We start from the raw sequence: 24,465 nt of genomic DNA, 5'->3' as shown, positions 1-24,465 counted from the left end.
ATTATATTTTTGAGCGACCTTATCCAGCAACTCGGCTCTTGAAAAGCCCAAAAGCAAGCAGCGGTGGACATATACACACTGCTGCAATCATCAGCCCGATCATGGAAGCAGAACGGTGGTTCCCGTCGTCTTGCGGCCTTCCAGATCCTCATGCGCCTTGCCCGCATCCTTGAGCGCGTAGGTCTGGTTGATCTCGATCTTGACGGCTCCGCTTCCGACCACGTCGAAAAGCTCTGCTGCCGACTTTTCGAGGTCCGCACGCTTGGCTATATAATTGAACAGCGTAGGACGCGTGGCAAAGAGCGAACCCTTCTGCGCCAGAATGCCGAGATCAAACAGCGGAATGACACCCGACGATTGGCCAAAGCAGGCAAACATGCCAAGCGGCTTCAGCACGTCGAGCGAGCCCATATAGGTATCGCGCCCAACAGAATCATAGACAACATCGACACCCGCTCCGCCCGTCAGTTCCTTCACCTTTTCGGCAAAGTTCTCGGTGCGGTAATTGATGACATGGTCGTAGCCATGCTTTCTGGCCAGCGCGATCTTTTCTTCCGATCCCGCCGTGCCGATGACGGTGGCGCCAAGATGCTTCGCCCATTGTCCGGCAATCAAGCCTACACCGCCAGCAGCGGCATGAAACAGGATCGTCTGCCCCGGCTCCACCTTGAATGTACGCCGCAGAAGATATTGCGCCGTCATGCCTTTCAGCATCATGGAGGCGGCGGTTTTCAGATCGACATTATCCGGAACCTTGACCAGCCGGTCCGCTGGCAGAATGCGCTCGTCTGCATAGGAGCCCGGTGTCGCCACATAGGCAACACGGTCACCGACACGAACACCCTCAACGCCCGGACCAACCGCAATGACTGTGCCCGCGCCTTCATTGCCGGGCGTGAAAGGCATCTGGGCTGCCTTGTAAAGCCCGGTGCGGAAATAAACGTCGATGAAGTTCAGACCGACGGCTTCATGGCGCACTTTTGCCTCGCCCGGACCGGGTTCGCCTATCTCGATCTGTTCATACTTCATGACTTCCGGCCCACCGGTCTGATGGACGCGAATGGCATTGATCATCATGCTTCTCCACTCTTCTTTGCGGCAGCGGCTTTCTCAGCCGCGATGACGGTCGCAGTCCGTCCCAATCCTGGGAAAAACTGCATGACAGCGCCGATGAAGTAGATGTAGAGGCCCGTCACGGAAATACCGACGCGAACCCACAGCGGCGCGTCCAGAGTATAATAGAGCGCAGCCGCGCCAAAGGCACACCAGAGCAGGAAAACCGTCAGATTAAGCGGTCGCAGGCGCACAACGCGCACTGGATGCAGGAAATTGATCGGCAGGAACGACAGGATTGCCGATACGACAACGGTTGCGAAGGCGACCCACTCGCCCGGTTTGACGATGAAAAGCGTAAAGACCACCATGTTCCAGACGACCGGGAACCCCTTGAAGAAGTTCTCCTTCGTCTTCATGCCGGTGTCGGCATAATAGATCGCGCTCGAAACCACGATGATCGCGCCGGATATGAAGGACAGATAAGTCCCCATAAACCCGCTTTGATAAAGCGCGAAAGCCGGTATCAGAACATAGGTGACATAGTCGATGATGTTGTCGAGAAGCTCGCCAGACCAGTTCGGCAGAACATATTTGACTTCGAGCTTGCGCGCGATGGGGCCATCGATGCCGTCGACGAAAAGCGCCAGCCCCAGCCACCACCACATCGCCGTATAGCGCCCATCACTGGCCGCCACGATGGAAAGGAACGCCAGAAACGAACCCGATGCCGTCAGAAGATGAACCGAAAACGCCTTGGCTTGCGGCGCGGTGACTTTTTTGGCTTTGAGTTTTCCGGTCAGTTTGGTTTTCACGCCGTCCGCCATTTCAGTTTGTCGCCGCGCATATCCCGCCCAAGACATTCCCCGCATCGGCTCAAAAATCGGAATCGCTTTTTGAAAAGCACGATGCGTAGATTCAACAAGTTAGAGCGTCCTTTGTGCGTCCGCAAGGACGCACGGCGCTCTAAGGCAGCGAGTAAATTTCATCAAACGGGGAACGCGTACACCAAACAAACTGACGTCCCCAACCCTCAAGATCGTTGAATAGCTTCTCCCCCAGGAAAAGCCATGATCCTGCAGCAGCTTTCCCTGAATAAGCACAAAAGAGCAAGTAAGGCGTGAGGCAAATCCGCCATAATCCCACGGAAGAATGGTCTTTTGCCTGCAATTCGGTTTAAGTGCAGCTCAAACGCATCCGTCTGGAATCATCAGACAATGCGATATGCATAGCGAACGGTCACGAGGTCTGCACTGTCGGACCAGGGATGAAACACGATGAACGATCTTGTTGTGAACAAGCCTCTCACTGACATTGTCATCAGCGGCAGCGGGCCTGCCGGGATGATGGCAGCGCTGGCGCTTGGCGCAAAAGGCTATCGCACCGTGTTGCTTGGACCGGAGACCGATAAGGGTGACCGCCGCACCACCGCACTCATGATGCCTGCCATCAGACTACTGGAGGGACTGGGCGTCTGGTCGGATATCGAGCCGGAAGCAGCCCCCCTCGCTTCCATGCGCATTGTCGACGCAACGCGGCGCCTCGTGAGAAGCCCTGTCGTCACCTTCCGTGCGGGCGAAATCGATGAGACTGCGTTCGGCTACAATATCCCCAATGCCGTTTTGAACGAGAAGCTGGCTGAAGCCGTTTCCCGCAATCCGAATATCCAGCGCATCAATGCCTCCGTCATCGAGTACCGCCACAATGGTGACCACGTAACCATCACGCTTTCGGGTGGCGACACATTGCATACGCGGCTGGTCGTGGCTGCCGACGGGCGCAATTCGATGGCCCGCGAAGCGGCAGGCATCCGCACACGCCGCTGGAGCTATCCGCAAACAGCCGTCGTGCTTTCCTTCTCGCATAGCGTCGACCACGAAAATATTTCGACGGAGTTCCACACCGAAGAAGGCCCTTTCACTCAAGTGCCGTTGAAAGGCAAACGCTCAAGCCTCGTCTGGGTGGTCAATCCCGGTCGCGCCGAAGCACTGCTTGCGCTTGACGAAGCCACGCTCGCTCAGCGCATTGAAGACATGATGCAGTCCATGCTGGGCAAGATTAACCTCGAGATCAAGCCGCAAGCCTGGCCCCTTTCCGGCCTCGTGCCCCATGTCTTTGCAGCCAAGCGCACGATCCTGATTGGTGAAGCCGCGCATGTGTTTCCACCGATTGGCGCACAAGGCCTCAATCTGGGTTCCCGCGATGTCGAAACGCTGGTCAAGGCTATCGAAAGCGATCCTGTCGACCCGGGCTCAGATCGGGTCATTCGCGCCTATGACCGCGCAAGACGTCCGGATATTCTAGCCCGCACCGGCTCTGTCGATGCGCTCAATCGTTCGCTTCTCTCCGGCATGCTTCCGGCGCAGATCGCGCGTGGAGTGGGATTGGAAATGCTTCGCTCATTCGCACCGCTGCGCGCATTCTTCATGCGTGAGGGGCTTCGTCCTGGCAGCGGTTTCTCGCATCTGCTACCGAAACTGCCAAGCCTTCCACACCGAAGCGACGGCAAACGTTCAAGCTAACTTGATTTTCGGACCATCCGAGACATCGAACAGACAGAATTGCCGGTTGCCGCCGACTTTAATTTGTCACGCGGTGAACTACATAGTGTTGCATGGGTATGACACAGATAAAGCACGCGAAATTTCAGATCGGTCAGGTCGTCAAGCACCGGCTATTCCCCTTCCGCGGGGTTATCTTTGACGTAGACCCCGAATTTGCAAATACGGAGGAATGGTATGAGTCCATTCCGGAAGAAGCGCGCCCGCATCGCGACCAGCCGTTTTACCATCTGCTCGCAGAAAACGCGGAATCCGAATATGTCGCCTATGTATCGGAGCAGAACCTGGTGCCGGATTTAAGCGGCGAGCCTTTGCGCCATCCTCAGATCGAGGAGATGTTTGATCGACAGGACAATGGTTCCTATCGCGTAAAGTCGCAACATTCTAACTAATATAGCACTATCTTCTAAAGTGATGGTTCAAAAAAGGGGCGCTCAAAGCGCCCCTTTTTCATAACACACTGGACAGACAGCAGCTTAGTTGGCTGCGCCTTTTGCCTTGTCCTGTTCAGCCTTCATTTTGGCTTCGAAATCCTTCTGGCGCTTCTGGACGGCGTCCTGAAGTTCCTTCTGGCGTTCTTCCAGTTCCGACTGCTTGAGAGCCGGGCCGGTCAGAGCGCCAGAGAAGCCGGTGAGTGCAACCGGAATCGGGTTCGGCTTGTTCTGATAGTTGACCGAAGTCAGGGTTAGCTTGCCGCCCTTCTTGAGCGCATTAATGAGATCGTCGGTCAGCGGAGCTTCTGCGATGCAGCGATCCGGGAAGCAGATGCCGTATTCAAGCTTGACCGGCTTGTTGTTGTCGATCTGGAGGCCGACGCCGGCAGGAATCAGACGACCAATAGGAACGGTCACCTGAAAGATCTTGCGGTTGATCTTGCCTTTGATCTCGATGAGGTTGACGGCAGTCAGGAGCTGGCCAGAATCCGCGGTGACGATGTTCTGCGTGTTGCAGATGTCATTGTCTTCCTGCTTCGAGCAAACCTTGAACCAGCCCTGTGGCGGCTGCTGTGCCGATGCAGGCATCGTCGCGGAGGCAAGCAGGGCGAACGCGCCAGCAATGGCAGATGCGGCAGCGATTGTCTTAGTGCTGGACATGATCAACAGGTTCCTTTCAACGCTCTGATCTATAGTTCCCGTTCTGTATTATAAGTCAGCGATAGACCGTCACTGGTTTTAAAATGCGGCAACAGCGTGACCTTGGGGATTTTAGCCCCCATCCGGACCCTTGCGGGCCCCAATCCGGAGCCGTGTTACAACGACTAGGGGTATGAATCCAGATGAGTTTCGACATTCCATGCCCGGAATCCGCCAAAATCTTTATTTTAGCCCCTACTGTCGCGTGACGGACACGCCCTAATTCCGCACTTAATGTACGATCATGCTAGTTTTCGGTTCCGAATCGACGCTTCCAGGCGGCGACCATCAAACTTATTTACAATGGACGATTGAAGTTGAACGGATTGATTGCCTTTCTCCGCAAAGTGGTTCTTGCGAGCCTTACCGGAGCTGTCGTCGGCGTGCTGCCGGCGCAGGCGATAGCCGAAGCACAGCCGAACTATGCGCTCTCCATGCATGGAGATGTGGCGCTGCCGGCTGACTTCACCCATTTCCCCTATGCAAATGCCGACGCCCCGAAGGGCGGCGCCATCACAATGGGCGTTGTCGGCACTTTCGACAGTCTCAACCCATTTGTTCTGAAAAGCATGCGTACGACAGCGCGCGGCCTTTTTCTCGACGGTGATTTGGGCAATCTGGTTTTCGAACCCTTGATGCAGCGGTCGCGTGACGAACCTTTCACGCTCTATCCCCTGCTTGCAGAAAAAGTCTCCATCGACCCTGATCGCAAATGGGTCGAGTTCACCCTGAACCCGAAGGCGAAATGGTCAGACGGCCAGCCGGTGACGGTAGATGACGTTCTCTTCACCTACGATATCCTGACGGAAAAGGGACGCCCTCCCTACAACAACCGGATGAGTCGAATCGATAAGATCGAAAGGACGGGTGAGCGCTCCGTTCGCTTCACCTTCAACGACAAGTCGGATCGAGAATTTCCGATGCTGATCGCGTCCATCATGCCCGTGCTGCCAAAGCACGCCATTGATCGCGAAACCTTCGGCAATTCATCCCTGAAACCTCCTGTCGGCAGCGGCCCGTATCTCGTTTCCGGCGTACAGCCCGGCCAGCGTATTATCTACAAGCGCAACCCTGACTATTGGGGCAAGGATCTGCCGTCGCAGCGCGGTCTCAACAACTTCGATACGTTGACGATTGAATATTACCGAAACGAGACGTCCCTGTTTGAGTCTTTCAAGAAGGGGCTGCTGGATGTTTTCATCGAGGCAAACCCGACTCGATGGGAGAAGCTTTATGATTTCCCGGCTGTAAAACAGGGCCGTGTCATCAAGGACAGCTTTGAGAAAGGCACGCCAGCCAACATGTTCGGCTTCGTGTTCAACACGCGCCGTCCGATTTTCGCCGACCGTCGTGTCCGGCAGGCTCTGGGGCTGCTCTTCGACTTCGAATGGGCTAACCGCAACCTTTTCGCCGATCAGTACCGCCGCACGCAGAGTTTTTGGGAAGGATCGGAGCTTTCCTCCGTCGGCAAGCCTGCCGATGAGCGCGAGAAGCAGTTGCTGAAACCGTTCCCCGAAGCCGTTCGCGACGATGTCATGAATGGTACATGGCATCCGCCGGTAACGGACGGCAGCGGTCATGACCGGACGCCTGCAAAGAAAGCCTACGATCTCCTGACTGACGCGGGTTTTCAGTTTGAACACGGCCTCGCCGTTGATCCCTCTGGCAAGCCGCTTAAATTTGAGATCATGACGCGCTCGCCCGACGAGGAAAAAGTCGCGTTGGCTTACAAGCGCAATCTCGCGCGACTGGGCATCACAATCGAAATACGCACCGTGGACGACGCCCAGTATCAGCAACGCCTCCAGACATTCGACTACGACATGATTCTCGGAGCGCTGACCGGATCGCTTTCGCCCGGCAACGAACAATGGATGCGCTGGGGAGCAGCCTCGCGTGACGTTCAGGGAAGTTTCAACTATCCGGGCGTTGCCGATCCGGCAGTAGATGCGATGATTGAAGCACTGCTGGCAGCCAGAAGCCGCGCCGATTTCGTGAGTGCGGTCCGTGCCCTTGATCGTGTGCTTATCTCCGGAGATTACTACATTCCGCTTTACCACCTGCCCTATCAGTGGGTAGCGCGCTGGGATCGCATCGAGCATCCGAAGAAGACTTCGCTCTATGGCTATCAACTACCGACTTGGTGGCGCGCAAAGCCATGATCGGGCTTTAACGTTGATGTAATTCGCCCTACATGCACCCAATATATGATGAGTATTCAACCGGAGGCCACGCCTCTGGTTCTCGTATGGAGACATTGCCATGGCCACCAGAAAGATAACTATCGATGTCGTGTCCGACGTCGTCTGCCCTTGGTGCTTTCTGGGGCGCAAGCGCCTTGAGGCGGCACTTGCCATGGTGCCGGATGTGGAGGCCGAAGTGCGCTGGCGTCCCTTTCAGCTCGACCCTACCCTGCCTCCGCAGGGAAAGGATCGCCAGACCTACATGCGCGAGAAATTCGGCACCGGCGGAAAGATTGATGACATCCACAAGCAGCTGACCCAGCTTGGTGAGGAAAACGGCATTGTCTTCGATTTCGATGCCATCGCCCGAGCGCCAAATACTCTGGACGCACATCGCGTCATCCATTGGGCAGCACAGGCTGCACCCGATACGCAGGACCGGATGGTCGGCATGTTGTTCTCGCTCTATTTCGAGCAGGGACAGGATATCGGCGACCACGAAGTGCTGGTTGATGCTGCGGCAAGCGTCGGCATGGATGCCGAAGTGGTCGCCCGGCTCCTGCAAAGTGAGGCAGACAAGGCAACGATTCGTGAGGAGATCGATACCGCCAGCCGCATCGGCGTGCGCGGCGTACCATGCTTCATCATCGATCAGAAATATGCCGTCATGGGCGCTCAGACGGCAGATGTCCTTGCCGACGCTATTCGCCAGACGGCTGAAGGCTTTGAGCCGGGGATTTCTGAAGATCGCTAAAAGACGCGAAGCGGCGGGTTAACCCGCCGCGATCTTCGCCAGTTGGGTCATGATGACGGCAGAACCGTTGAGGCGCTTTTCCGGTGTCGGCCAGTCGCGGATGAAGACGATGCTCTGATCCGGCCTGATCTTGGCCATGGAGCCCTGTTCACCAATCATTTTCACCAGCCCGACCGGATTTGCGAACGTCGCATGACGGAACTGGATGACCACGCCCTTCGGACCGGCATCGAGTTTCTCGACATTCGCGCGGCGGCAGAGCGCCTTGATGTAAACGATCTTGAGCAGATGCTGCACTTCATCCGGCATCGGACCAAAACGGTCAATGAGTTCCGCACCGAAAGCATCTATATCCTGCGGCTCTTCCAGATCGGCCAGACGGCGATAAAGGCCAAGACGCAGTTGCAAGTCAGGCACATAGGCTTCGGGGATCATCACAGCCGTGCCGATCGCGATCTGCGGCGACCACTGGCTGTCTTCAACTTCGCCCGTACCCTTGAGCGTCGCCACCGCCTCTTCCAGCATTTGCTGGTAAAGCTCGAAGCCAACTTCCTTGATATGGCCCGACTGTTCCTCGCCGAGCAGATTGCCTGCCCCGCGAATATCCATATCGTGGCTGGCAAGCTGGAAGCCTGCGCCCAGCGTGTCGAGCGACTGTAGAACCTTAAGGCGACGTTCCGCCATCTGCGTCAGCATCTTACCTGCCGGAAGTGTGAACAGCGCGAAAGCGCGCTGCTTCGAGCGACCAACACGACCGCGCAGCTGGTAGAGCTGTGCCAGACCGAACATATCGGCGCGGTGCACGATCATCGTGTTGGCCGTCGGAATATCGAGACCGGATTCCACAATGGTCGTGGATAGAAGCACATCATACTGGCCGTCATAGAAGGCGTTCATGATGTCATCGAGCACGCCCGGCGCCATCTGACCATGGGCCACGGCCACTTTCAGTTCGGGCACGTGCGTTTTCAGGAACTCCTCTATCTCGCCAAGATCGGAAATGCGCGGGCAGACGTAGAAACTCTGGCCGCCACGATAGCGTTCGCGCAAAAGCGTCTCGCGAATGACGAGCGGATCGAACGGTGAGACGAAGGTGCGCACCGCCATACGATCGACGGGTGGCGTGGTGATGAGCGACAGTTCGCGCACACCGGTTAGCGCAAGCTGCAAAGTGCGCGGGATCGGCGTGGCGGACAATGTCAGCACATGCACGTCCGACTTCAGTTCCTTCAGCCGCTCCTTGTGCTTGACGCCGAAATGCTGCTCTTCATCGATGATGAGCAGGCCGAGATTCTTGAACTTGATCGAGTTGCCGAGCAGCGCATGCGTGCCGACGACAATATCGACAGTTCCTTCTTCCAGCCCTTTCTTGGCAGCAGCAAGCTCCTTCGTGCCGACAAGACGCGAGGCATGGGCAAGATTGATCGGCAGGCCATGGAAGCGCTTCGAGAAGGTCTTGAAATGCTGGCGCGACAGGAGCGTTGTCGGCACGACTATCGCCACTTGAACGCCACTCATCGCCGCAATGAAGGCAGCACGCAGGGCTACTTCCGTCTTGCCGAAGCCGACATCACCACAGATCAGGCGATCCATCGGCTTGCCAGCAGCCAGATCGTCCGCCACGGACTCGATTGCCGTCAGCTGGTCGTCGGTTTCATCATAGGGGAAGCGAGCAGAAAATTCGGCATAGAGACCATCTGGCGGCGTCATCACCGGCGCACCGCGCATCTGCCGTTCGGCGGCGATCTGGATCAGATGCCCGGCAATCTCAAGCAGGCGTTTCTTGAGCTTGGCCTTACGCATCTGCCATGCGCCACCGCCAAGCTTGTCGAGAACCGCATCGGAGCTTTCCGAACCGTAGCGCGACAGAAGCTCGATATTTTCGACCGGCAGAAACAGCCGGTCATCACCCGCATAATGGATTTCAAGACAGTCATGCGGAGCGCCAGCGGCGGTAATGGTCTTGAGGCCAATGAAGCGACCGATACCGTGATCGACATGGACGACGATATCGCCAGCGTTTAGCGAGGCAACTTCCGAGATGAAATCCTGATCGCGCTTGCGGCGCTTGGAACGGCGGATAAGACGGTCGCCCAGAATATCCTGCTCAGCCACGATGACGAGATCGCCCGCGTCGAATCCGCTCTCGACGGCCAGCACCGCCGCCGTCACCTTGTCGCGTGACAGCGCCTTGACGGTAGAAAGCCGGTCAACCGACTCGATCTTTTCCAGCCCATGTTCATCCAGGACCTGCAAAAGACGGTCGAGAGAACCTTCAGTCCAGGCAGCAACCAGCACTTTCTTGCCCGCTGCACGCAGTTCGGCAATATGCTTCACCACCGCTTCGAACAGGTTCACGTCGGTGGCCGCGCGCTCCTCGGCAAAGCTGCGGCCCTTGTGCACATCGGCATGAATAATCGTCCGCCCCGTAACCTCCGGCGCACCGAATGGCGTCAGGTCGATGCGCATACCTCCGGCCTCAGCGTGCTTCTCGACCTCTGACGGGGTTAAATAAAGCGCTTCCGGCTTGACCGGCTTGTAAGGCACGGCATCACTGCCCGGCTCCTTGCCCTCCGCCTGTCTCAGCCGCGCTTCGTAGTGATCGACAACCATTGTGTGGCGCTCGGTCAGCGCTTCATGCACCAGATGATCGAAAACCACCGGCATATTGCCCGCATGGTCGAAGACGGTATCAAGCTTGTCGTAGAAAAGCGGCAGCCAATGTTCCATGCCCGCAAAGCGACGACCTTCACTGATCGCCTGATAAAGCGCGTCATCGCGCTGCGGCGCACCGAACATCGCGACGTAATTCTTGCGGAAACGGCTTATCATGTCCGGCGAAAGCGTGATTTCGCTCATCGGCTGGAGCACGAACTCCTTGCGTGTGCCCGTGGTACGCTGCGAAGCCGGATCGAAAGCGCGGATCGATTCCAGTGTGTCGCCAAAGAAATCAAGCCGCAACGGCTCTTCCGCGCCGGGTGCATAAAGATCGAGAATACCACCACGAACTGCAAATTCGCCGATGTCGCGCACGGTGGAAACACGTTCGAAACCGTTGCGCTCCAGCCGGGATGCCAGATCGTTCATATCCAGCTGGTTGCCGGGACGCGCCGAAATCACCTGTTCGGCTATCGCCGCTTCCGGCGGCAGCTTTTGCAGAACGGCATTGGCTGTGGTGAGAATGATGGCAGGATGCGGTGCCTTTTTAAGCTGGGACAGCGCACTGAGTGCGGCGAGCCGACGTGCCGATGCGTCTGCACCGGGCGATACGCGGTCATAAGGCAAACAATCCCATGCAGGCAGATGCAGAACCGGCATATCCGGCGCCACGAAACTCAAGACCTGCTCCAGATCGGCAATGCGCTGCCCGTCGCGCACGATATACATAATCGGCCCGCGTTCGCCGATCTCTTCCGCCAGACGAATAAGACAGAACGCCTCGTAACCGTCGGCAACGCCGTCGATCACGATATGACGATTTGCCCCGAGCGCGCTGGAGGACTTGAGACCTAGTTTGCTGAAAACGGGCATGGGAACCTTGAACTCAGAATTCTATGCGGTCGCGAAACGCGACAATATCGCGGAACAGAGGCGTGTCGTAATCGATCGGGATCGGGCTTTCACCCGTCACCCATTTCAGAAGATCGCGGTCAAGCACTTCAAGAATATGCTCGAACTCCTCGAGCTGCGGATCGGTGAAGCCGATAATATATTCATCCGCATATTGCCCGAGGATCAAATCCATCTCGCGCATACCGCGATGCCACGCCCGAAACAGAAGCTTGCGGCGCCGTACATCCAGATTTTCCGTCGCCAATGTGCTGCCAGTCATCCTCGGTAAGCTCCAATCATTCAAATTGCTGCTGGTATATAGCATCTGCGCCGCAAACGGGAACCCGTTTATCCAACAAGAACAAAAAGAGCACAGAAAGATTGCGCACCGCCCTTGCACCGCAGGACGAAGCAGTTAATGCTCAAGCCCATGCGCCCATCCATGCTCGATCCATTTTTTGCTTCCGTTCGTTCGCTTTCCGGCATTGGCCCGAAGGTTGCCGCCCTGCTTGGCAAACTGCTTGGCACCGACATACCGGGCGCGGAGCCCAAGGTCGGTCAGCTCCTGTTTCTGGCACCGCACAGCGTGATCGACCGACGCAATCGGCCTGGTATCGCGCTTGCTCAGGAAGGTGCAATCGTGACGCTGGAAGTCATCGTAGACCAGCATCAGCCTGCACCACCCGGGCGTGGCAATGTTCCGCATCGCGTCTTCGCTCATGACGACACCGGCGAAATCGCGCTGACCTTCTTCCATGCGCAATTGCCTTGGCTGCAAAAAATGCTGCCTGAAGGTGAGACTGTCATCGTCTCGGGCAAGGTGGAATGGTTCAACGGTCGCGCCTCCATGGTCCACCCGGACTATATTGCGAGCCTGGAAGATGCAGCCAATCTGCCGATGGTCGAACCGGTCTATCCGCTGACCGCGGGTCTGTCGCCAAAGACATTGGCGCGCGCCGTCAAGGAAGCACTGACCCGCGTGCCTCCGCTGCCGGAATGGATCGACGGCCCGTTGCTGGCGCGGGAGCGCTTCACCAGTTTCCAGCAATCGCTGAACACGCTTCACCTGCCTGAAGACCCGTCGGATATCGCGCTTGAAAGCATTTCGCGGCGCAGGCTTGCATATGACGAGTTTCTGGCCGGACAATTGGCACTCGCCCTTGTTCGCGCGAAAACACGGCGGCTTTCCGGTCGTCCTCTGGAAGGTACAGGGCGCATCGTCGCCGAAATCATGCGCCACCTGCCCTATCGCTTGACCAAGGGGCAGGATCAGGCTGCTCGCGAAATCATCACAGATCTTAAGTCGCCGGAGCGCATGTTGCGGCTTTTGCAGGGCGATGTCGGCTCCGGCAAGACGGTCGTTGGATTGCTTTCCATGGCCCACGCCGCAGAATCTGGTGGACAGTCAGCACTCATGGCGCCGACGGAAGTTCTCGCCCGTCAGCATTTTGCAACCATCGCGCCGCTTGCGGAGAAAGCGGGACTGAAAGCCGCCCTTCTGACCGGTCGCGAAAAGGGCCGTGACAGGAATGCAGTTCTCGAAGGATTGAAAACTGGTGAAATCGATATCGTCATCGGTACACACGCGCTGTTTCAGGAAAAGGTCGAGTATCACGACCTCGTTCTGGTCATCATCGATGAACAGCATCGTTTTGGCGTGCACCAACGCCTGATGCTGACCGCAAAGGGTTCTGCACCGGATATGCTGGTCATGACGGCTACACCTATTCCGCGCACCCTCGTCCTCACCGCCTTTGGCGATATGGACGTGTCGAAACTGACCGAGAAGCCTGCCGGACGCCAGCCCATCACGACCGCCATCGTGCCGATGGAACGTATGGGGGAACTTGTCGAGCGCATCCGAAAGGCCGTGGGAGAAGGACAGAAAATCTACTGGATTTGCCCGCTCGTTGAGGAATCCGAAGTCGTTGAACTGACTTCGGCGGAGGAACGTTTCGAAAGCCTCAAACCCGTCTTTGGGGAACGCATCGGTCTCATCCATGGCCGCATGAACGGGGCTGAAAAAGACGAAGCCATGCGGGCATTCAAGCAGAGCGAAACGCGGGTACTGGTCGCGACCACTGTGATCGAAGTCGGCGTAGATGTCCCCGATGCGACGATCATTGTTATCGAACATGCCGAACGTTTCGGCCTGTCGCAACTGCACCAGTTGCGCGGTCGCGTGGGGCGCGGCGACAAACCGTCAACGTGCTTGCTGCTTTACAAAGGCCCGCTGGGCGAAATCGCACAAGCCCGACTGAAGGTCATGCGCGAGACCGAAGACGGTTTTCGTATCGCGGAAGAAGATTTGAAACTGCGTGGCGAAGGCGAATTGCTCGGCACGCGGCAATCCGGCACCCCAGGCTTCCGCTTGGCCTCCATCGAAGCGCATGGTGATCTTCTGGAAATAGCCCGCAAGGATGCGCGCTATATTCTGACAAGCGATCCAGATCTGGAATCCGAACGCGGACAAGCACTGCGCGTGTTGCTATATCTTTTCGGACGCGACGAAGCGATCAGGCTTCTGCGGGCAGGATAGAAATGGCGGCAATCCACCACCATTTCTATGAACTTATCAAGATTTTGCTATAACAAGCTGAATTTACTCGACAGTCACCGACTTTGCTAGATTGCGTGGCTGATCGACATCCGTCCCCATCAGAACGGCTGTATGATAAGCCAGCATCTGGATCGGCAGCGCATAGACGAGCGGCGTGATGAATTCCGGCACATCCGGCAGAATGATGGTTGCCATCGTGTCGATGCTTGCTGCCTCGGCACCCTTCTTGTCGGTGATGAGAATGATGCGACCGCCACGTGCTGCAACTTCCTGCATGTTGGAAACGGTCTTCTCATAGAGCCGATCAGACGGCGCGATGACGATAACCGGCATGGTTTCATCGATCAGCGCAATCGGGCCGTGCTTCAACTCGCCGGCGGCATAGCCTTCAGCGTGGATATAAGAAATTTCCTTGAGCTTCAGCGCGCCTTCCATGGCCAGCGGGAAAGACGTGCCACGACCGAGATAAAGCACATGATTGACCTTGGCCAGTTCATGGCAGACCGCAGCGATCTGGTCTTCAAGCTTCAGAACCTGGTTGATGAAACGCGGCGCCTCGGAAAGCTGGCGTACCAGTTCCTGTTCCCGCTTGTCATCGATTGCGCCACGCGATTTTGCAGCCGCAATTACCAGCGATGCCATGGCCGAAAGCTGGCAGGTAAAGGCCTTGGTAGAAGCAACGCCAATTTCTGGGCCCGCAAGCGTCGGGAAAACGGCATCAGATTCACGCGCAATGGTCGAGCCGGTGACATTCACGACAGCTGCGATCTTCAATCCTTGCGACTTGCAGTAGCGTAGCGACGCCAGCGTATCAGCTGTTTCGCCCGACTGCGACACGAACATCGCCAGCGAATCCTTCGAGAGAGGCATTTCGCGATAGCGGAATTCGGAAGCGATATCGCTGTCGACCGGCAGTCGCGCGATCTGCTCGAACCAGTATTTGCCAACAGAAGCCGCATAGTAGGCCGTACCGCAGGCCGAAATCGTCAGGCGATCGATCTTGCTGAAATCGATATCAATGGCTTCCTGACGAACCTTGCCCGTCGTGAAGTCGAGATAATTGGCGAGCGTATGGGAAATGACTTCCGGCTGCTCGAACATCTCTTTCTGCATGAAGTGACGATGATTACCCTTGGAGACGAGCATATTCGCCGTCTGAGTCTTCTGAATCGGACGCTCAACTTCGTTGTTGTTTTCGTCGTAAACGGTCACACCCTTGCGCGTCAGCACGGCCCAGTCGCCATCTTCGAGATAGGCGATGGTATCCGTGAAAGGCGAAAGTGCGATAGCGTCGGAACCGAGGAACATTTCGCCCTCACCGTAACCAACGGCGAGTGGCGGCCCCTGGCGCGCTCCGATCAAGAGTTCTTCGTCACCCTCAAACAGGAAAGCGAGTGCGAAGGCACCATGCAGCATCGGCAGGCTGTCGCGCACAGCTTCAACCGGAGACTTGCCTTTTGCCAGTTCACGGGTGACCAGATGGGCAACAGCTTCGGTATCGGTTTCCGTCTGGAACTTGTAGCCTTCGGCCTCAAGCATGGTGCGAAGCTCGGCGAAGTTCTCGATGATCCCGTTATGGACGACCGCGAGGCGCTCAGTAATGTGCGGATGCGCGTTGCGCTCCACTGGCTTGCCGTGCGTAGCCCAACGGGTATGGCCGATACCAATAACGCCGGGAAGCGGCTCTCCGGCCAGGCGCTTTTCCAAATTCACCAGCTTGCCTTCGGCACGGCGACGGTCGAGCTTGCCGTTCTGTAGTGTGGCAATACCGGCAGAATCATAGCCGCGATATTCAAGCCGCTTCAGTGCATCCACAAGAAGCGGAGCGACTTCGTTATTTCCGATGATGCCGATAATTCCACACATAGGCTGCTCCAAATCCGACGTTCAAGCGTGTTGCTTTGCGGTTTAAAGATTCTAACGCAGAACGGCAACCCAGAGGATTGCCGTTCGGTTAAACAATTGGACGACTTATTTGGTCGCAGTTTTAGCCGCTTTGATGGCAGCGTACTTCTCTCGCAGGATCTTCGCCCGCCCCTCTTTTGTTTCCTGCCGGGCACGACCGAAAGCCAGCGCATCGGCAGGGACATTGTCGGTAATCGTGCTGCCTGAGGCAATATAAGCATTGTCGCCGATTTCCACCGGCGCGACCAGTGAGCTGTTCGACCCGATAAACGCGTTTTCGCCGATCACCGTCTTGTATTTGTTGTAGCCGTCGTAATTGCAGGTGATCGTGCCAGCGCCGATATTGCTGGAGGCTCCCACAGTCGCATCGCCGATATAGGTTAGGTGATTGATCTTCGCGCCTTTGTGCACGGTGGCATTTTTCACTTCGCAAAAATTGCCGACCTTGGTTTTCTCACCGAGATTTGCACCCGGGCGCAGCCGCGCAAACGGCCCGATTTCGGCCTTCGGCCCAACGTCAGCACCTTCCATATGCGAGAAGGAATGGATCAGAGCTCCCGTCGCGACATGCACGCGAGGACCAAAAAACACGTTCGGTTCAACAATGACGTCGGCTTCGATCAGCGTATCATGCGAAAAGAAAACAGTTTCAGGTGCAATAAGCGTTACACCTGCAAGCATCATCTCGCGGCGCTTGCGATCCTGCCAGATGGCTTCGGCTTCTGCCAGTTCAACACGATTGTTGATGCCGATGACATTATCGACCGGCACTTCGATGGCCGTCACGTTCATGCCCTTGCCATGGGCGATGGCGACGATATCGGTCAGGTAATATTCGCCCTTGGCGTTGTCATTGCCCACCGCATCCAGAAGCGCCAGGGCGTGTTGACCGCGAACCGCCATCAGCCCGCCATTGCAGAATCCGATCTGCTTCTGCTCTTCGGTTGCTTCCTTTTCCTCAATGATGGCGACAAGTTTGTCGCCTTTCTCGATGAGGCGACCGTAGCCATGTGGATTGTCTGGGCGAAAACCGATAACGACAACGTCTGCACCCTCGGCCAGTCGTTCGCGAGCTTTCTGCAGAGATTGCGCCTCGATCAGTGGCGTGTCGCCAAAAACGATGAGCAAATCGTCATAGCCGCGTTCGATCGCTTCGCGCGCTGCCAGGACGGCATGCGCCGTGCCGAGACGTTCCTTCTGTTCGAAGGCCGACACCGGGCCTGCATTCTTTTCTACTGCCGCCCGCACATCGTCGGCGCCACGCCCCACCACCAGCGCAACATCGCTTTTGCCGGTCCCCTGAACCGCCGTGACCACGTGAGAGACCAGCGGCAAGCCTGCCACCTGATGCAGTACTTTGGGCAAGTTGGATTTCATGCGTGTGCCTTCGCCAGCAGCAAGTACGATGGAAAGGCAGGTACGGTCTGTCATGGTATCGTCCAGAAAATTGAGATGATTTTCGCTCTTAACATCAAAGCGTCTATGAAAACTTACGGGCTGCTGCCAAACCTTTAACCCAACCGCCCCAGCGCGGGGAAATTCTCAAGCAGCCAGAACGAGAAGGATTGCATGCCTCCGGTCAGGAACAGGACACCTGCAGCGACCAGAAGCGCGCCCATTGCTTTCTCCACCTTGCCGAGATGCACGCGGAAACGTGAAAGAAACCGCATGAATGCGCCGGAAAAAAGGGCGGCAATCAAGAACGGAATGCCAAGGCCAAGCGAATAGGTCGCCAGCAATAACGCGCCCTCACCAACCGTGCTGCTGCCGCCTGCAAGCGTCAGAATCGGCCCAAGAACAGGCCCGATGCACGGCGTCCAGCCGAAGGCGAATGCCAGTCCCATGACATAGGCTCCAAGTGGCGATGCCGGAGCGTTGCGTGCCTGAAAACGAGCTTCGCGGGACAGGAACGAGAAACGCAAGATGCCAAGAAAGTTCAGTCCCATCAATATGATGACGACGCCCGCAACGATTGCGATCTCCTGCTGCCATGCGCGCAGGAAGGCGCCGATGGACGAAGCTCCAGCGCCGAGCGCCACAAAAACAGTTGTGAAACCGAGAACAAAACAGATTGCCGCAAATGCCAACGAGCGGCGCGCTGAAGGCGCGGCGGCAACGGCCGTCGCCTTATCTGCGCGAAAATCTTCTACGCTCACGCCCGCCATATAACACAGATAGGGCGGCACGAGCGGGAGAACACAGGGCGACAGGAACGACAGTGCACCGGCTCCGGCTGCGGTCATATATGAAATATCGAGCACCAATACCTCTTTCAGTTCATCAAATCGCTTGCGGTCTGGCCAAACCACAGGCTTATATAGACTAGATTCTGCTCTACTTAGAATATTTTCAATGCGGCATCTCGCTCGAACACAAGTTCGCCCTAAATCGAGATCATTGCGCGATTTATAATATATTGCTCCAACCGGACGACGTTCCTATGAGCCTTATTGATGATGAAGTGCCTTCAACACCACCTGCAACGTCGACAAGACATTCTGGCTGGCTCAAGCGATACCAACATTTTCTGTTTCCAATAGCGGGCATCGCCATTGCGCTGCTGGCGATCTATGTGCTGGAGAATCTGCTCCAGAATACATCTCGCACGGAAACACTCGCTGCCTTCCACGACATTTCGTGGACGACACTTGGTTTAGCTGTGTTCTTCACAGTTCTGAGCTATGCAGCCGTCGCACTCTACGATGTGGTGGCTGTCGATACGATTGCGCCCAACCAGATACCGCGCCGCATCGCTGCCGTAGCAGGTGCTGCCGGCTACGCAATCTCCAACGCGCTTGGGTTTTCCCTGCTGACCGGCGGCGCATTGCGTTATCGCATCTATGCTGCGGAGGGTGTTAGCCTTGCCGATATCGGCAAGATTGTCGGGACATCATGGTTCGCGATCTGGTTCGCACTGATCATCATGGTCGGTGCAGCGCTTCTTATCGACCCGCAGGATGTTCCCTGGCTTTCCGCCATCGATTCCCGAATCGATATCGTCGCCGGTATCGCCATTCTGGGTGGCATCGGCTGGCTGATCTACTGGCTGTCGCATGGACAGCGTAGTTTTACGGTGGGTTCGTTCAGTCTGCGCCTGCCGAACTCAAAAGGCGCTCTGACCCAGATCTTTGCCGGGCTTGTGGATGTGGGCGCAGCTGCCGCTACGCTCTATGTGCTCATGCCTGCAGACGCCGTGCCAAGCTTTGCGGTTTTCGCGCTGGTCTATGTCATCGCCATCGTGCTGGGCATTGCCAGTCATGCTCCGGGCGGTCTAGGCGCATTTGAAGCGACAATCATTGCTGGACTCGGCCTAGGCGGGAAGCCGGATGCAATTGCGGGGCTTCTCGCCTACCGTCTTATCTATACGGTTATGCCGCTCGTTGTAGCGACCGCAGGCATTCTCATATGGGAGATCATGCGGCGGCGCCATATGCTCGGCAAGCAGGCGCGCTTCGCCAAACGTCTGGTCGAGCCACTCATCCCGAGCCTTTCTGCCAGCATCATCTTTCTCGGCGGCATCATTCTTTTGGTGTCCGGTGCGACACCAGACCTTCGCTACCGCGTAAAATTGCTCTCCGACATAGTTCCTGAATCTTTCATGGAAATGTCGCATCTTGCCGCCAGCCTCGTCGGAGTCGCGCTACTGATCGTTGCGCGCGGTCTGTCGAAACGGCTTGCACGTGCGTGGGTCGCAGCACTAATCCTCCTCCTCAGCGGCGCTGTCTTTTCCCTCGCCAAAGGCCTTGACTGGGAAGAGGCGACCATCCTGTGCATTTCTGCATTCACACTTTGGGGCTTCCGGGATTCGTTCTATCGCCGCCCGATTTCCGGACCGTTCGATTTAAGCTGGAACTGGATCGCGACCGTCGGCACGACGGTGCTTGTCTCCACATGGCTCGGCTTCTTCGTCTATCGTCACGTGGAATATTCCAATGACCTCTGGTGGGATTTCGCATGGAACGGCAATGCGCCCCGGTTCTTGCGTGCGACTGTCCTTGTCTTCGCAGTGGTCGCTGCAGTGGGCCTTTACTCGATTATCAACCGGGCTGGTCACCGCAAACGCAAGGTGGATTATTCCATACCCGATGCCGTGCCGGATCTCGTTGCCCAATGGCCACATACGGATGCCGCTTTGGCAATGCTTGGTGACAAGCAATTCCTCCTCGCGCCAGACAAGAGCGCCTTCATCATGTATGCGCAATCAGGGGGCAGCCTGATTGCGCTCGGAGAACCGATAGGCCAGGAACAGACGGCTAAGGAGCTTGCATGGTCATTTCACGCACTGGCCGACGAGCTTGCCCTGCGAACCGTATTCTACGGTGTCGGCCCGCAAAGCCTGCCCCTGTTTCTGGATATGGGATTGATTGCCCTGAAGCTCGGCGAAGTCGCCCGCGTTGACCTCACCAATTTCTCGCTCGATGGTCCGCGTCGCCAGCCATTCCGCTATGCCGACCGCAAGATCGACAAGGACGGCCTGACGTTTGAAATCATTCCGGCGGCCGACGTACCGCCACTCATTCCACGCCTGCGCGAGATTTCCGATGCGTGGCTCGATTTCAAGTCGGGCAGCGAGAAAGGCTTCTCGCTGGGGTACTTCGATGACGAATACATGAAACGCTTCGACGTCGCAGTGCTGAAAAGTGACGGAGAAATCGTGGCTTTCGCCAATATGTGGCGTGGTGCGGACAAGTATGAAATCACCGTCGACCTCATGCGCTACATGCCCAATGTACACAAGCTTCTGATGGACGCACTGTTTGCAAAACTGCTGATGGCCAGCAAGGAAGAAGGTTACAAGTGGTTCAATCTTGGTGCTGCCCCGCTTTCCGGCCTGAGCGGTAGCAGGCTGGCGTCCCGCTGGAACCGTTTCGGCTCCTTCATCTACAAGCGTGGAGCCGATCTCTATCATTTTGACGGACTGAAAGCTTTCAAGGAAAAGTTCGATCCGGTCTGGACCCCGCATTACATGGTTTGCCCGGGCGGCCTGGAAACGCCGCGCGCGCTTCTCGATGCCACAACCCTCATCAATGGCAGTCCTTTGGAGTTCATCCGCAAATGACGAAAAGACGCGTTCTCTTCATTTTTCTTGGACTGGCGTTGGTGGCTGCGGTGGGCGCGTATGGCGCAATGCATACAGGCAAGATCGCCCGGCTCTGGACGAAAATCACCGATTCCGATGAACCGGTCATCCACGCCAGTGCTGAAAGACTGTCCAATATTCCGGTCTACATGCCGAAGAATGATCCCGTCGGCCTTGCGATTTTACTGAGTGACGAAGGAGGTATGAGCGACCGGGAGAAGAGCTTCATGGACGCCATGCTTGCCCGGAACATGATCGTTCTGCCGGTCGAGCTCGGCCCGTGGCGCGCCGCCCTCGATAAGGAAGATGGCGATTGCAACTATCTGGACTCGGATTTCGAAGCCATCGCCAAGGAGGCTCTGCGTGGACTTGATTTGGGCGTCTATTTTCATCCCGTTCTGACAGGCGTTGGACAAGGCGCTACCATCGCATATGCCGCAGCCTCGGATTCTCCGGATGCGACGATTGCAGGTGCGGTATCGCTTGATCCGGTCCCGGCCAAGACCCGTCTGCCTTCCTGCACCGAGAAAGCCGAAGCGACCAAGGCACCCGATGGCGGCTTCACCTATGGCTTCAACGCGGCAATTCCCGCCCCTGCCCTTGTGGTCGGTCCCAGCGGATCGCCGGTCAACAATCCGGTTACAGCCCGCCACGAAAATGTCGCCGTGCTTCAATCCGCTCCGGAATTTCCTGCTCGCCTGAAAATGGCTGTCGACAATGTCGTCGCCATGGCGGATCAGGATGCCAAAAACGAAGCCCTGCCTATCGTCGATCTTCCCGCCAAAGGCGGCAAAGCCGATATGGTTGCCGTTTTCTATTCGGGTGATGGTGGCTGGCGAGATCTCGACAAATCCATTGGTGAATGGCTGCAGGCTCATGGCGTTCACGTGATCGGTGTGGATTCGCTTCGCTATTTCTGGTCGGAACGAACGCCGGAAGAAATAGCCAATGACACGACGGCCATGATCAAGAAGGCCGACCCGACGAACAAATTGCCGGTTGCAGTTCTGGGCTACTCATTCGGTGCCGATACATTCCCCTTTGCTTGGAAATATCTCGACCCTTCCATACAGGACCGGACGAAAATGATCGGGCTTCTCGGTGTCGAGACGACGACGACCTTCCAGGTTTCGATTGAAGGCTGGCTCGGAATGGATGGCGACAAGGATGTCGTTCCTGCTATCTCGACAATCCCGCTTGATCGGGTTGTTTGCGTCTATGGCGAAGAAGAAGATGATACCGCCTGCACAGCTGCCGAGCTCAAAGGGATGGAAGTCATGAAACTGGCCGGAGGTCATCATTTCGATGAAAATTATGAGCCAATTGCCGCCAGTCTTCTGGAAAAGATGCGCGTCCGTGCCGGATTGCCGCCACGACCGGCCAGTTGATAATTAAGCCAGAGCTGGCGCCCGGAAGACGGGCGCCAGCCTGTTGATTTAGCGCACGACTGGTTTTTGACCGCCAAACCACCAGCGCACGGAATCAACCAGCAAGAATGCAATCAGACTGATACCGACCAATGGCAGCGTCCAACCTACAAATACAGCAGCGATTGCGATCCCAATCTGTTGCGCAGCAGTGAGACGTCTCCAGCTTGCGATCAACGTTCTGGGCATTGATCCGGCAGGCGGGCGACGCTGCCACCAGATGCGATAGCCATAGACAATCATCACAATCAGCGAGAGGCCGAGCGCAGCCATCACGATCTGATTAGTGACCCCGAACAGGACACCCATATGGAGATCGATACCCCAGCGGATCAATTTTGCGATAAGCGGAAAACTCTCGAAGTCAGCACGGCTGATAACCTCCATATTTTGGGGATCGAGAGCAATCGTATCCACTTGTGTCGGCCAGGAACGGTCATATTCACGCACCAGCCAGCCTTGATCCGATGAACGGGGCAGTCGGATTTCAAGCATCGGGGAATCGAGTCCTGCCTGTTGTGCAGCCAGATAAACACTATCCAGCTGTCCGACAAGATCCTGCGCATCCCCTGTTCCGGACGGCATCGGCATGCCGCCATGGTCCTGATGCGCACTCTCTTCGCTAGATTCTGTCGCCTTATTCAGAACTGTCGAGACTGACGGCGTAATCCAGCCAACCGCCGCTCTGAACTGATCAATCCTTTCCCCCGCCAATTGCGACCAGGTCATGCCGGTTGCCGAAAGGAACAAAAGACCGACAGCTATCCAGATACCGACCTGACTGTGAAAGCGACGGGTCCTCAGGTGGAGATTTTTCGTTTGTTTTTGTTTTCGCCGGATATTCCGATTCCACCACCAAAGCAGAGTGCCGCCTAGAGCCGCGATCCACAGCCAGGATGCAGCGAGTTCACTGTAGTAACGCCCAAAATCCCCGAGCATCAGATTGCGGTGTAGGTAGTCGATCGCCGCGCGAAACGGCAAGGTCCCACTTGTGCCATAGGCAACAAGGTCGCCCTTTACGGCCAGCGTGACGGGATCGATGAAGATTGCCCGGCTTTCAGATTCTCCCAATCCAGGCTGGGTGAACATGACCCGTGTATTCCAGCCGGGAGCAATTGAAGGCCTCACGGCAAAAAGTTTTGGGCCCTCGCCTATAAAGGTTTCGGCCGCCTTCACCTGGTCCGCCAATGGCTGCAAGGTTCCAAGTGATGCGGTACGCAACTGGTCGCGGTAGATGTAGTTTTCAAGCTGAGGCGTCAGCACATAAAGCGTGCCCGTCACAGCTGCGATCAAGATAAAAGGACCAACAAACAAGCCGACATAGAAATGAAGCCGTGTGATGAAGGCCTGGAAGCCGGAGTTCGCATAACTAGTGGTATTCGGCCGTGCTTGTACCCCAGCTTTTTCTTCAAGAAGCGTATCCGTCACGGAACCCTCCTTGAAAAGCAGTAGAAGCACAGCACAGTGCGTGGGCAGCCAGCCTTGGCTGCCGCGATAAAATCATGATTTTGCATCGATATCTCCAAACGATATGAAATTGCCGTCGCGGGGCGGCGGCGTCGTTTTCAAAGATCGTGCAAAGCGGGAGGCCCTCTGGCTTGAGCAGCCGTAACAAACTGACCAGGAGGTGCGCGAACCGCGAGAGGAAAAGCGACCGCGTCTTTCGCAACAATCGAATCGAAAGACACGGTGACCGGCTGTTCTGGCAATCCTGTCCCAATGGCACACGCGGCCTGACATAGGGTCGAGCAGCAATGTCTGGCGAGATCTTTCAGGGGAGCGTTTGCATCTGCCTGCGTCGTGTGGACTGAACAGATCACAGACGAGGGACCAGCGCTCCACGCCGCCATGGAAGCCTGCGCGTATGCCGTTACCAGCCCTTGCAGAAGAATAACAAGCGTCAGCGATACAATCCAAAGGGCGGTATCCGACCGATCGCCAACAATTCTTCTACGCAAGGTCATGATCGCTCATGGCACTCTTGCAATGCAAAGTCACTGCGACAAAGGTGAAATGAACCAATTTGAAGAGAAAGTGGTGAGCGCGCAGGGATTCGAACCCTGGACCTACTGATTAAAAGTCAGTTGCTCTACCGGCTGAGCTACGCGCTCCCTGTAGGAGCAAATCGCCCCCGGAAGTGCGGCGGAACATAAGGGCGGCTTACGGATTGGTCAACACCATAAAATCAGGTTTCTTCAACATAAATTCAAAAAAATCACAGGTCTGGGATACTCCATGCCAGACCGCCTCTTCCATA

16 protein-coding genes and 1 tRNA gene are annotated in these 24,465 nt (G+C 56.4%); 7 read left to right on the top strand and 10 right to left on the bottom strand.

The window, feature by feature from the left end; genetic code table 11:
- Positions 1-99 precede the first annotated feature (99 nt).
- A complete protein-coding gene (locus tag ABDF71_RS14480; RefSeq protein ID WP_151664305.1) occupies positions 100-1,074 on the bottom strand; it encodes a quinone oxidoreductase family protein in 975 nt (324 codons plus the stop codon).
- Complete coding sequence (gene pcsA, locus ABDF71_RS14475) at positions 1,074-1,880, bottom strand: phosphatidylcholine synthase (RefSeq protein WP_029375958.1); 807 nt, start codon at positions 1,878-1,880, stop codon at positions 1,074-1,076. The genes ABDF71_RS14480 and pcsA overlap by 1 nt, the downstream gene beginning before the upstream one ends.
- Before the next feature lie 450 nt (positions 1,881-2,330).
- On the opposite strand from pcsA, the gene ABDF71_RS14470 reads away from it, so the two are divergent.
- On the top strand, positions 2,331-3,575 hold the full coding sequence (locus ABDF71_RS14470; protein WP_029927373.1) for a UbiH/UbiF family hydroxylase: 1,245 nt from the start codon (positions 2,331-2,333) through the stop codon (positions 3,573-3,575).
- Positions 3,576-3,667: 92 nt separating this feature from the next.
- On the top strand, positions 3,668-4,006 hold the full coding sequence (gene hspQ, locus ABDF71_RS14465; protein WP_010658834.1) for a heat shock protein HspQ: 339 nt from the start codon (positions 3,668-3,670) through the stop codon (positions 4,004-4,006).
- Positions 4,007-4,090: 84 nt separating this feature from the next.
- On the opposite strand, the gene ABDF71_RS14460 is transcribed toward hspQ, so the two are convergent.
- Entirely contained in the window at positions 4,091-4,708 is a 618-nt protein-coding gene (locus ABDF71_RS14460) for an invasion associated locus B family protein (RefSeq protein WP_010658835.1), read from the bottom strand.
- 350 nt (positions 4,709-5,058) lie between these two features.
- Between ABDF71_RS14460 and ABDF71_RS14455 the strand changes: the two genes are divergently transcribed.
- Positions 5,059-6,909, top strand: coding sequence for an extracellular solute-binding protein (locus ABDF71_RS14455; protein ID WP_373418743.1), 1,851 nt, complete (start codon positions 5,059-5,061; stop codon positions 6,907-6,909).
- Between the two features lie 100 nt (positions 6,910-7,009).
- Complete coding sequence (locus ABDF71_RS14450) at positions 7,010-7,684, top strand: DsbA family oxidoreductase (RefSeq protein WP_029927370.1); 675 nt, start codon at positions 7,010-7,012, stop codon at positions 7,682-7,684.
- 18 nt (positions 7,685-7,702) lie between these two features.
- Here the strand turns inward: ABDF71_RS14450 and mfd are convergent, their stop codons facing one another.
- Together mfd and ABDF71_RS14440 are read right to left on the bottom strand one after the other, a co-directional pair.
- Entirely contained in the window at positions 7,703-11,215 is a 3,513-nt protein-coding gene (mfd, locus tag ABDF71_RS14445; protein ID WP_151664300.1) for a transcription-repair coupling factor, read from the bottom strand.
- Between the two features lie 13 nt (positions 11,216-11,228).
- On the bottom strand, positions 11,229-11,516 hold the full coding sequence (locus ABDF71_RS14440) for an FAD assembly factor SdhE (RefSeq protein WP_010658839.1): 288 nt from the start codon (positions 11,514-11,516) through the stop codon (positions 11,229-11,231).
- A gap of 138 nt (positions 11,517-11,654) precedes the next feature.
- Between ABDF71_RS14440 and recG the strand changes: the two genes are divergently transcribed.
- Positions 11,655-13,775, top strand: a complete 2,121-nt coding sequence (gene recG / locus ABDF71_RS14435; protein ID WP_191192479.1) for an ATP-dependent DNA helicase RecG — start codon at positions 11,655-11,657, stop codon at positions 13,773-13,775.
- 63 nt (positions 13,776-13,838) lie between these two features.
- Here recG and glmS read toward each other — a convergent pair whose 3' ends face one another.
- From glmS to ABDF71_RS14420, 3 genes are all read right to left on the bottom strand, one after another.
- Positions 13,839-15,662: a glutamine--fructose-6-phosphate transaminase (isomerizing) gene (gene glmS, locus ABDF71_RS14430; protein ID WP_010658841.1), complete on the bottom strand. Its 1,824-nt coding sequence runs from the start codon at positions 15,660-15,662 to the stop codon at positions 13,839-13,841.
- 105 nt (positions 15,663-15,767) lie between these two features.
- Positions 15,768-17,132, bottom strand: a complete 1,365-nt coding sequence (glmU, locus tag ABDF71_RS14425; RefSeq protein ID WP_151664301.1) for a bifunctional UDP-N-acetylglucosamine diphosphorylase/glucosamine-1-phosphate N-acetyltransferase GlmU — start codon at positions 17,130-17,132, stop codon at positions 15,768-15,770.
- Positions 17,133-17,212: 80 nt separating this feature from the next.
- Positions 17,213-17,962: a cytochrome c biogenesis CcdA family protein gene (locus tag ABDF71_RS14420; RefSeq protein ID WP_012093029.1), complete on the bottom strand. Its 750-nt coding sequence runs from the start codon at positions 17,960-17,962 to the stop codon at positions 17,213-17,215.
- A 179-nt stretch (positions 17,963-18,141) separates the two neighbouring features.
- On the opposite strand from ABDF71_RS14420, the gene mprF reads away from it, so the two are divergent.
- Together mprF and ABDF71_RS14410 are read left to right on the top strand one after the other, a co-directional pair.
- Positions 18,142-20,760: a bifunctional lysylphosphatidylglycerol flippase/synthetase MprF gene (gene mprF, locus ABDF71_RS14415; protein WP_192799902.1), complete on the top strand. Its 2,619-nt coding sequence runs from the start codon at positions 18,142-18,144 to the stop codon at positions 20,758-20,760.
- The gene (locus tag ABDF71_RS14410) at positions 20,757-22,169 is read left to right on the top strand and encodes a virulence factor family protein (RefSeq protein ID WP_192800282.1); all 1,413 of its coding nucleotides are present in this window, start codon (positions 20,757-20,759) and stop codon (positions 22,167-22,169) included. The genes mprF and ABDF71_RS14410 overlap by 4 nt, the downstream gene beginning before the upstream one ends.
- A gap of 48 nt (positions 22,170-22,217) precedes the next feature.
- Here the strand turns inward: ABDF71_RS14410 and ABDF71_RS14405 are convergent, their stop codons facing one another.
- Both ABDF71_RS14405 and ABDF71_RS14400 read right to left on the bottom strand, forming a co-directional pair.
- Positions 22,218-23,636: a PepSY-associated TM helix domain-containing protein gene (locus tag ABDF71_RS14405; protein WP_258124335.1), complete on the bottom strand. Its 1,419-nt coding sequence runs from the start codon at positions 23,634-23,636 to the stop codon at positions 22,218-22,220.
- A gap of 607 nt (positions 23,637-24,243) precedes the next feature.
- Positions 24,244-24,319 (bottom strand) — tRNA-Lys (locus tag ABDF71_RS14400).
- Positions 24,320-24,465 lie beyond the last annotated feature (146 nt).

The organism is Ochrobactrum sp. WV_118_8 (assembly GCF_039631535.1).
In the GTDB taxonomy this organism is placed as follows: domain Bacteria; phylum Pseudomonadota; class Alphaproteobacteria; order Rhizobiales; family Rhizobiaceae; genus Brucella; species Brucella anthropi.
This window is presented reverse-complemented; position numbering and strand designations above follow the sequence as displayed.

Coding starts and splice junctions, on each gene's coding strand:
- ABDF71_RS14480 (WP_151664305.1), bottom strand. CDS start 1,074: ATGATCAATGCCATTCGCGTCCATCAGACCGGTGGGCCGGAAGTCATG.
- pcsA (WP_029375958.1), bottom strand. CDS start 1,880: ATGGCGGACGGCGTGAAAACCAAACTGACCGGAAAACTCAAAGCCAAA.
- ABDF71_RS14470 (WP_029927373.1), top strand. CDS start 2,331: ATGAACGATCTTGTTGTGAACAAGCCTCTCACTGACATTGTCATCAGC.
- hspQ (WP_010658834.1), top strand. CDS start 3,668: ATGGGTATGACACAGATAAAGCACGCGAAATTTCAGATCGGTCAGGTC.
- ABDF71_RS14460 (WP_010658835.1), bottom strand. CDS start 4,708: ATGTCCAGCACTAAGACAATCGCTGCCGCATCTGCCATTGCTGGCGCG.
- ABDF71_RS14450 (WP_029927370.1), top strand. CDS start 7,010: ATGGCCACCAGAAAGATAACTATCGATGTCGTGTCCGACGTCGTCTGC.
- mfd (WP_151664300.1), bottom strand. CDS start 11,215: ATGCCCGTTTTCAGCAAACTAGGTCTCAAGTCCTCCAGCGCGCTCGGG.
- ABDF71_RS14440 (WP_010658839.1), bottom strand. CDS start 11,516: ATGACTGGCAGCACATTGGCGACGGAAAATCTGGATGTACGGCGCCGC.
- recG (WP_191192479.1), top strand. CDS start 11,655: ATGCTCAAGCCCATGCGCCCATCCATGCTCGATCCATTTTTTGCTTCC.
- glmS (WP_010658841.1), bottom strand. CDS start 15,662: ATGTGTGGAATTATCGGCATCATCGGAAATAACGAAGTCGCTCCGCTT.
- glmU (WP_151664301.1), bottom strand. CDS start 17,132: ATGACAGACCGTACCTGCCTTTCCATCGTACTTGCTGCTGGCGAAGGC.
- mprF (WP_192799902.1), top strand. CDS start 18,142: ATGAGCCTTATTGATGATGAAGTGCCTTCAACACCACCTGCAACGTCG.
- ABDF71_RS14410 (WP_192800282.1), top strand. CDS start 20,757: ATGACGAAAAGACGCGTTCTCTTCATTTTTCTTGGACTGGCGTTGGTG.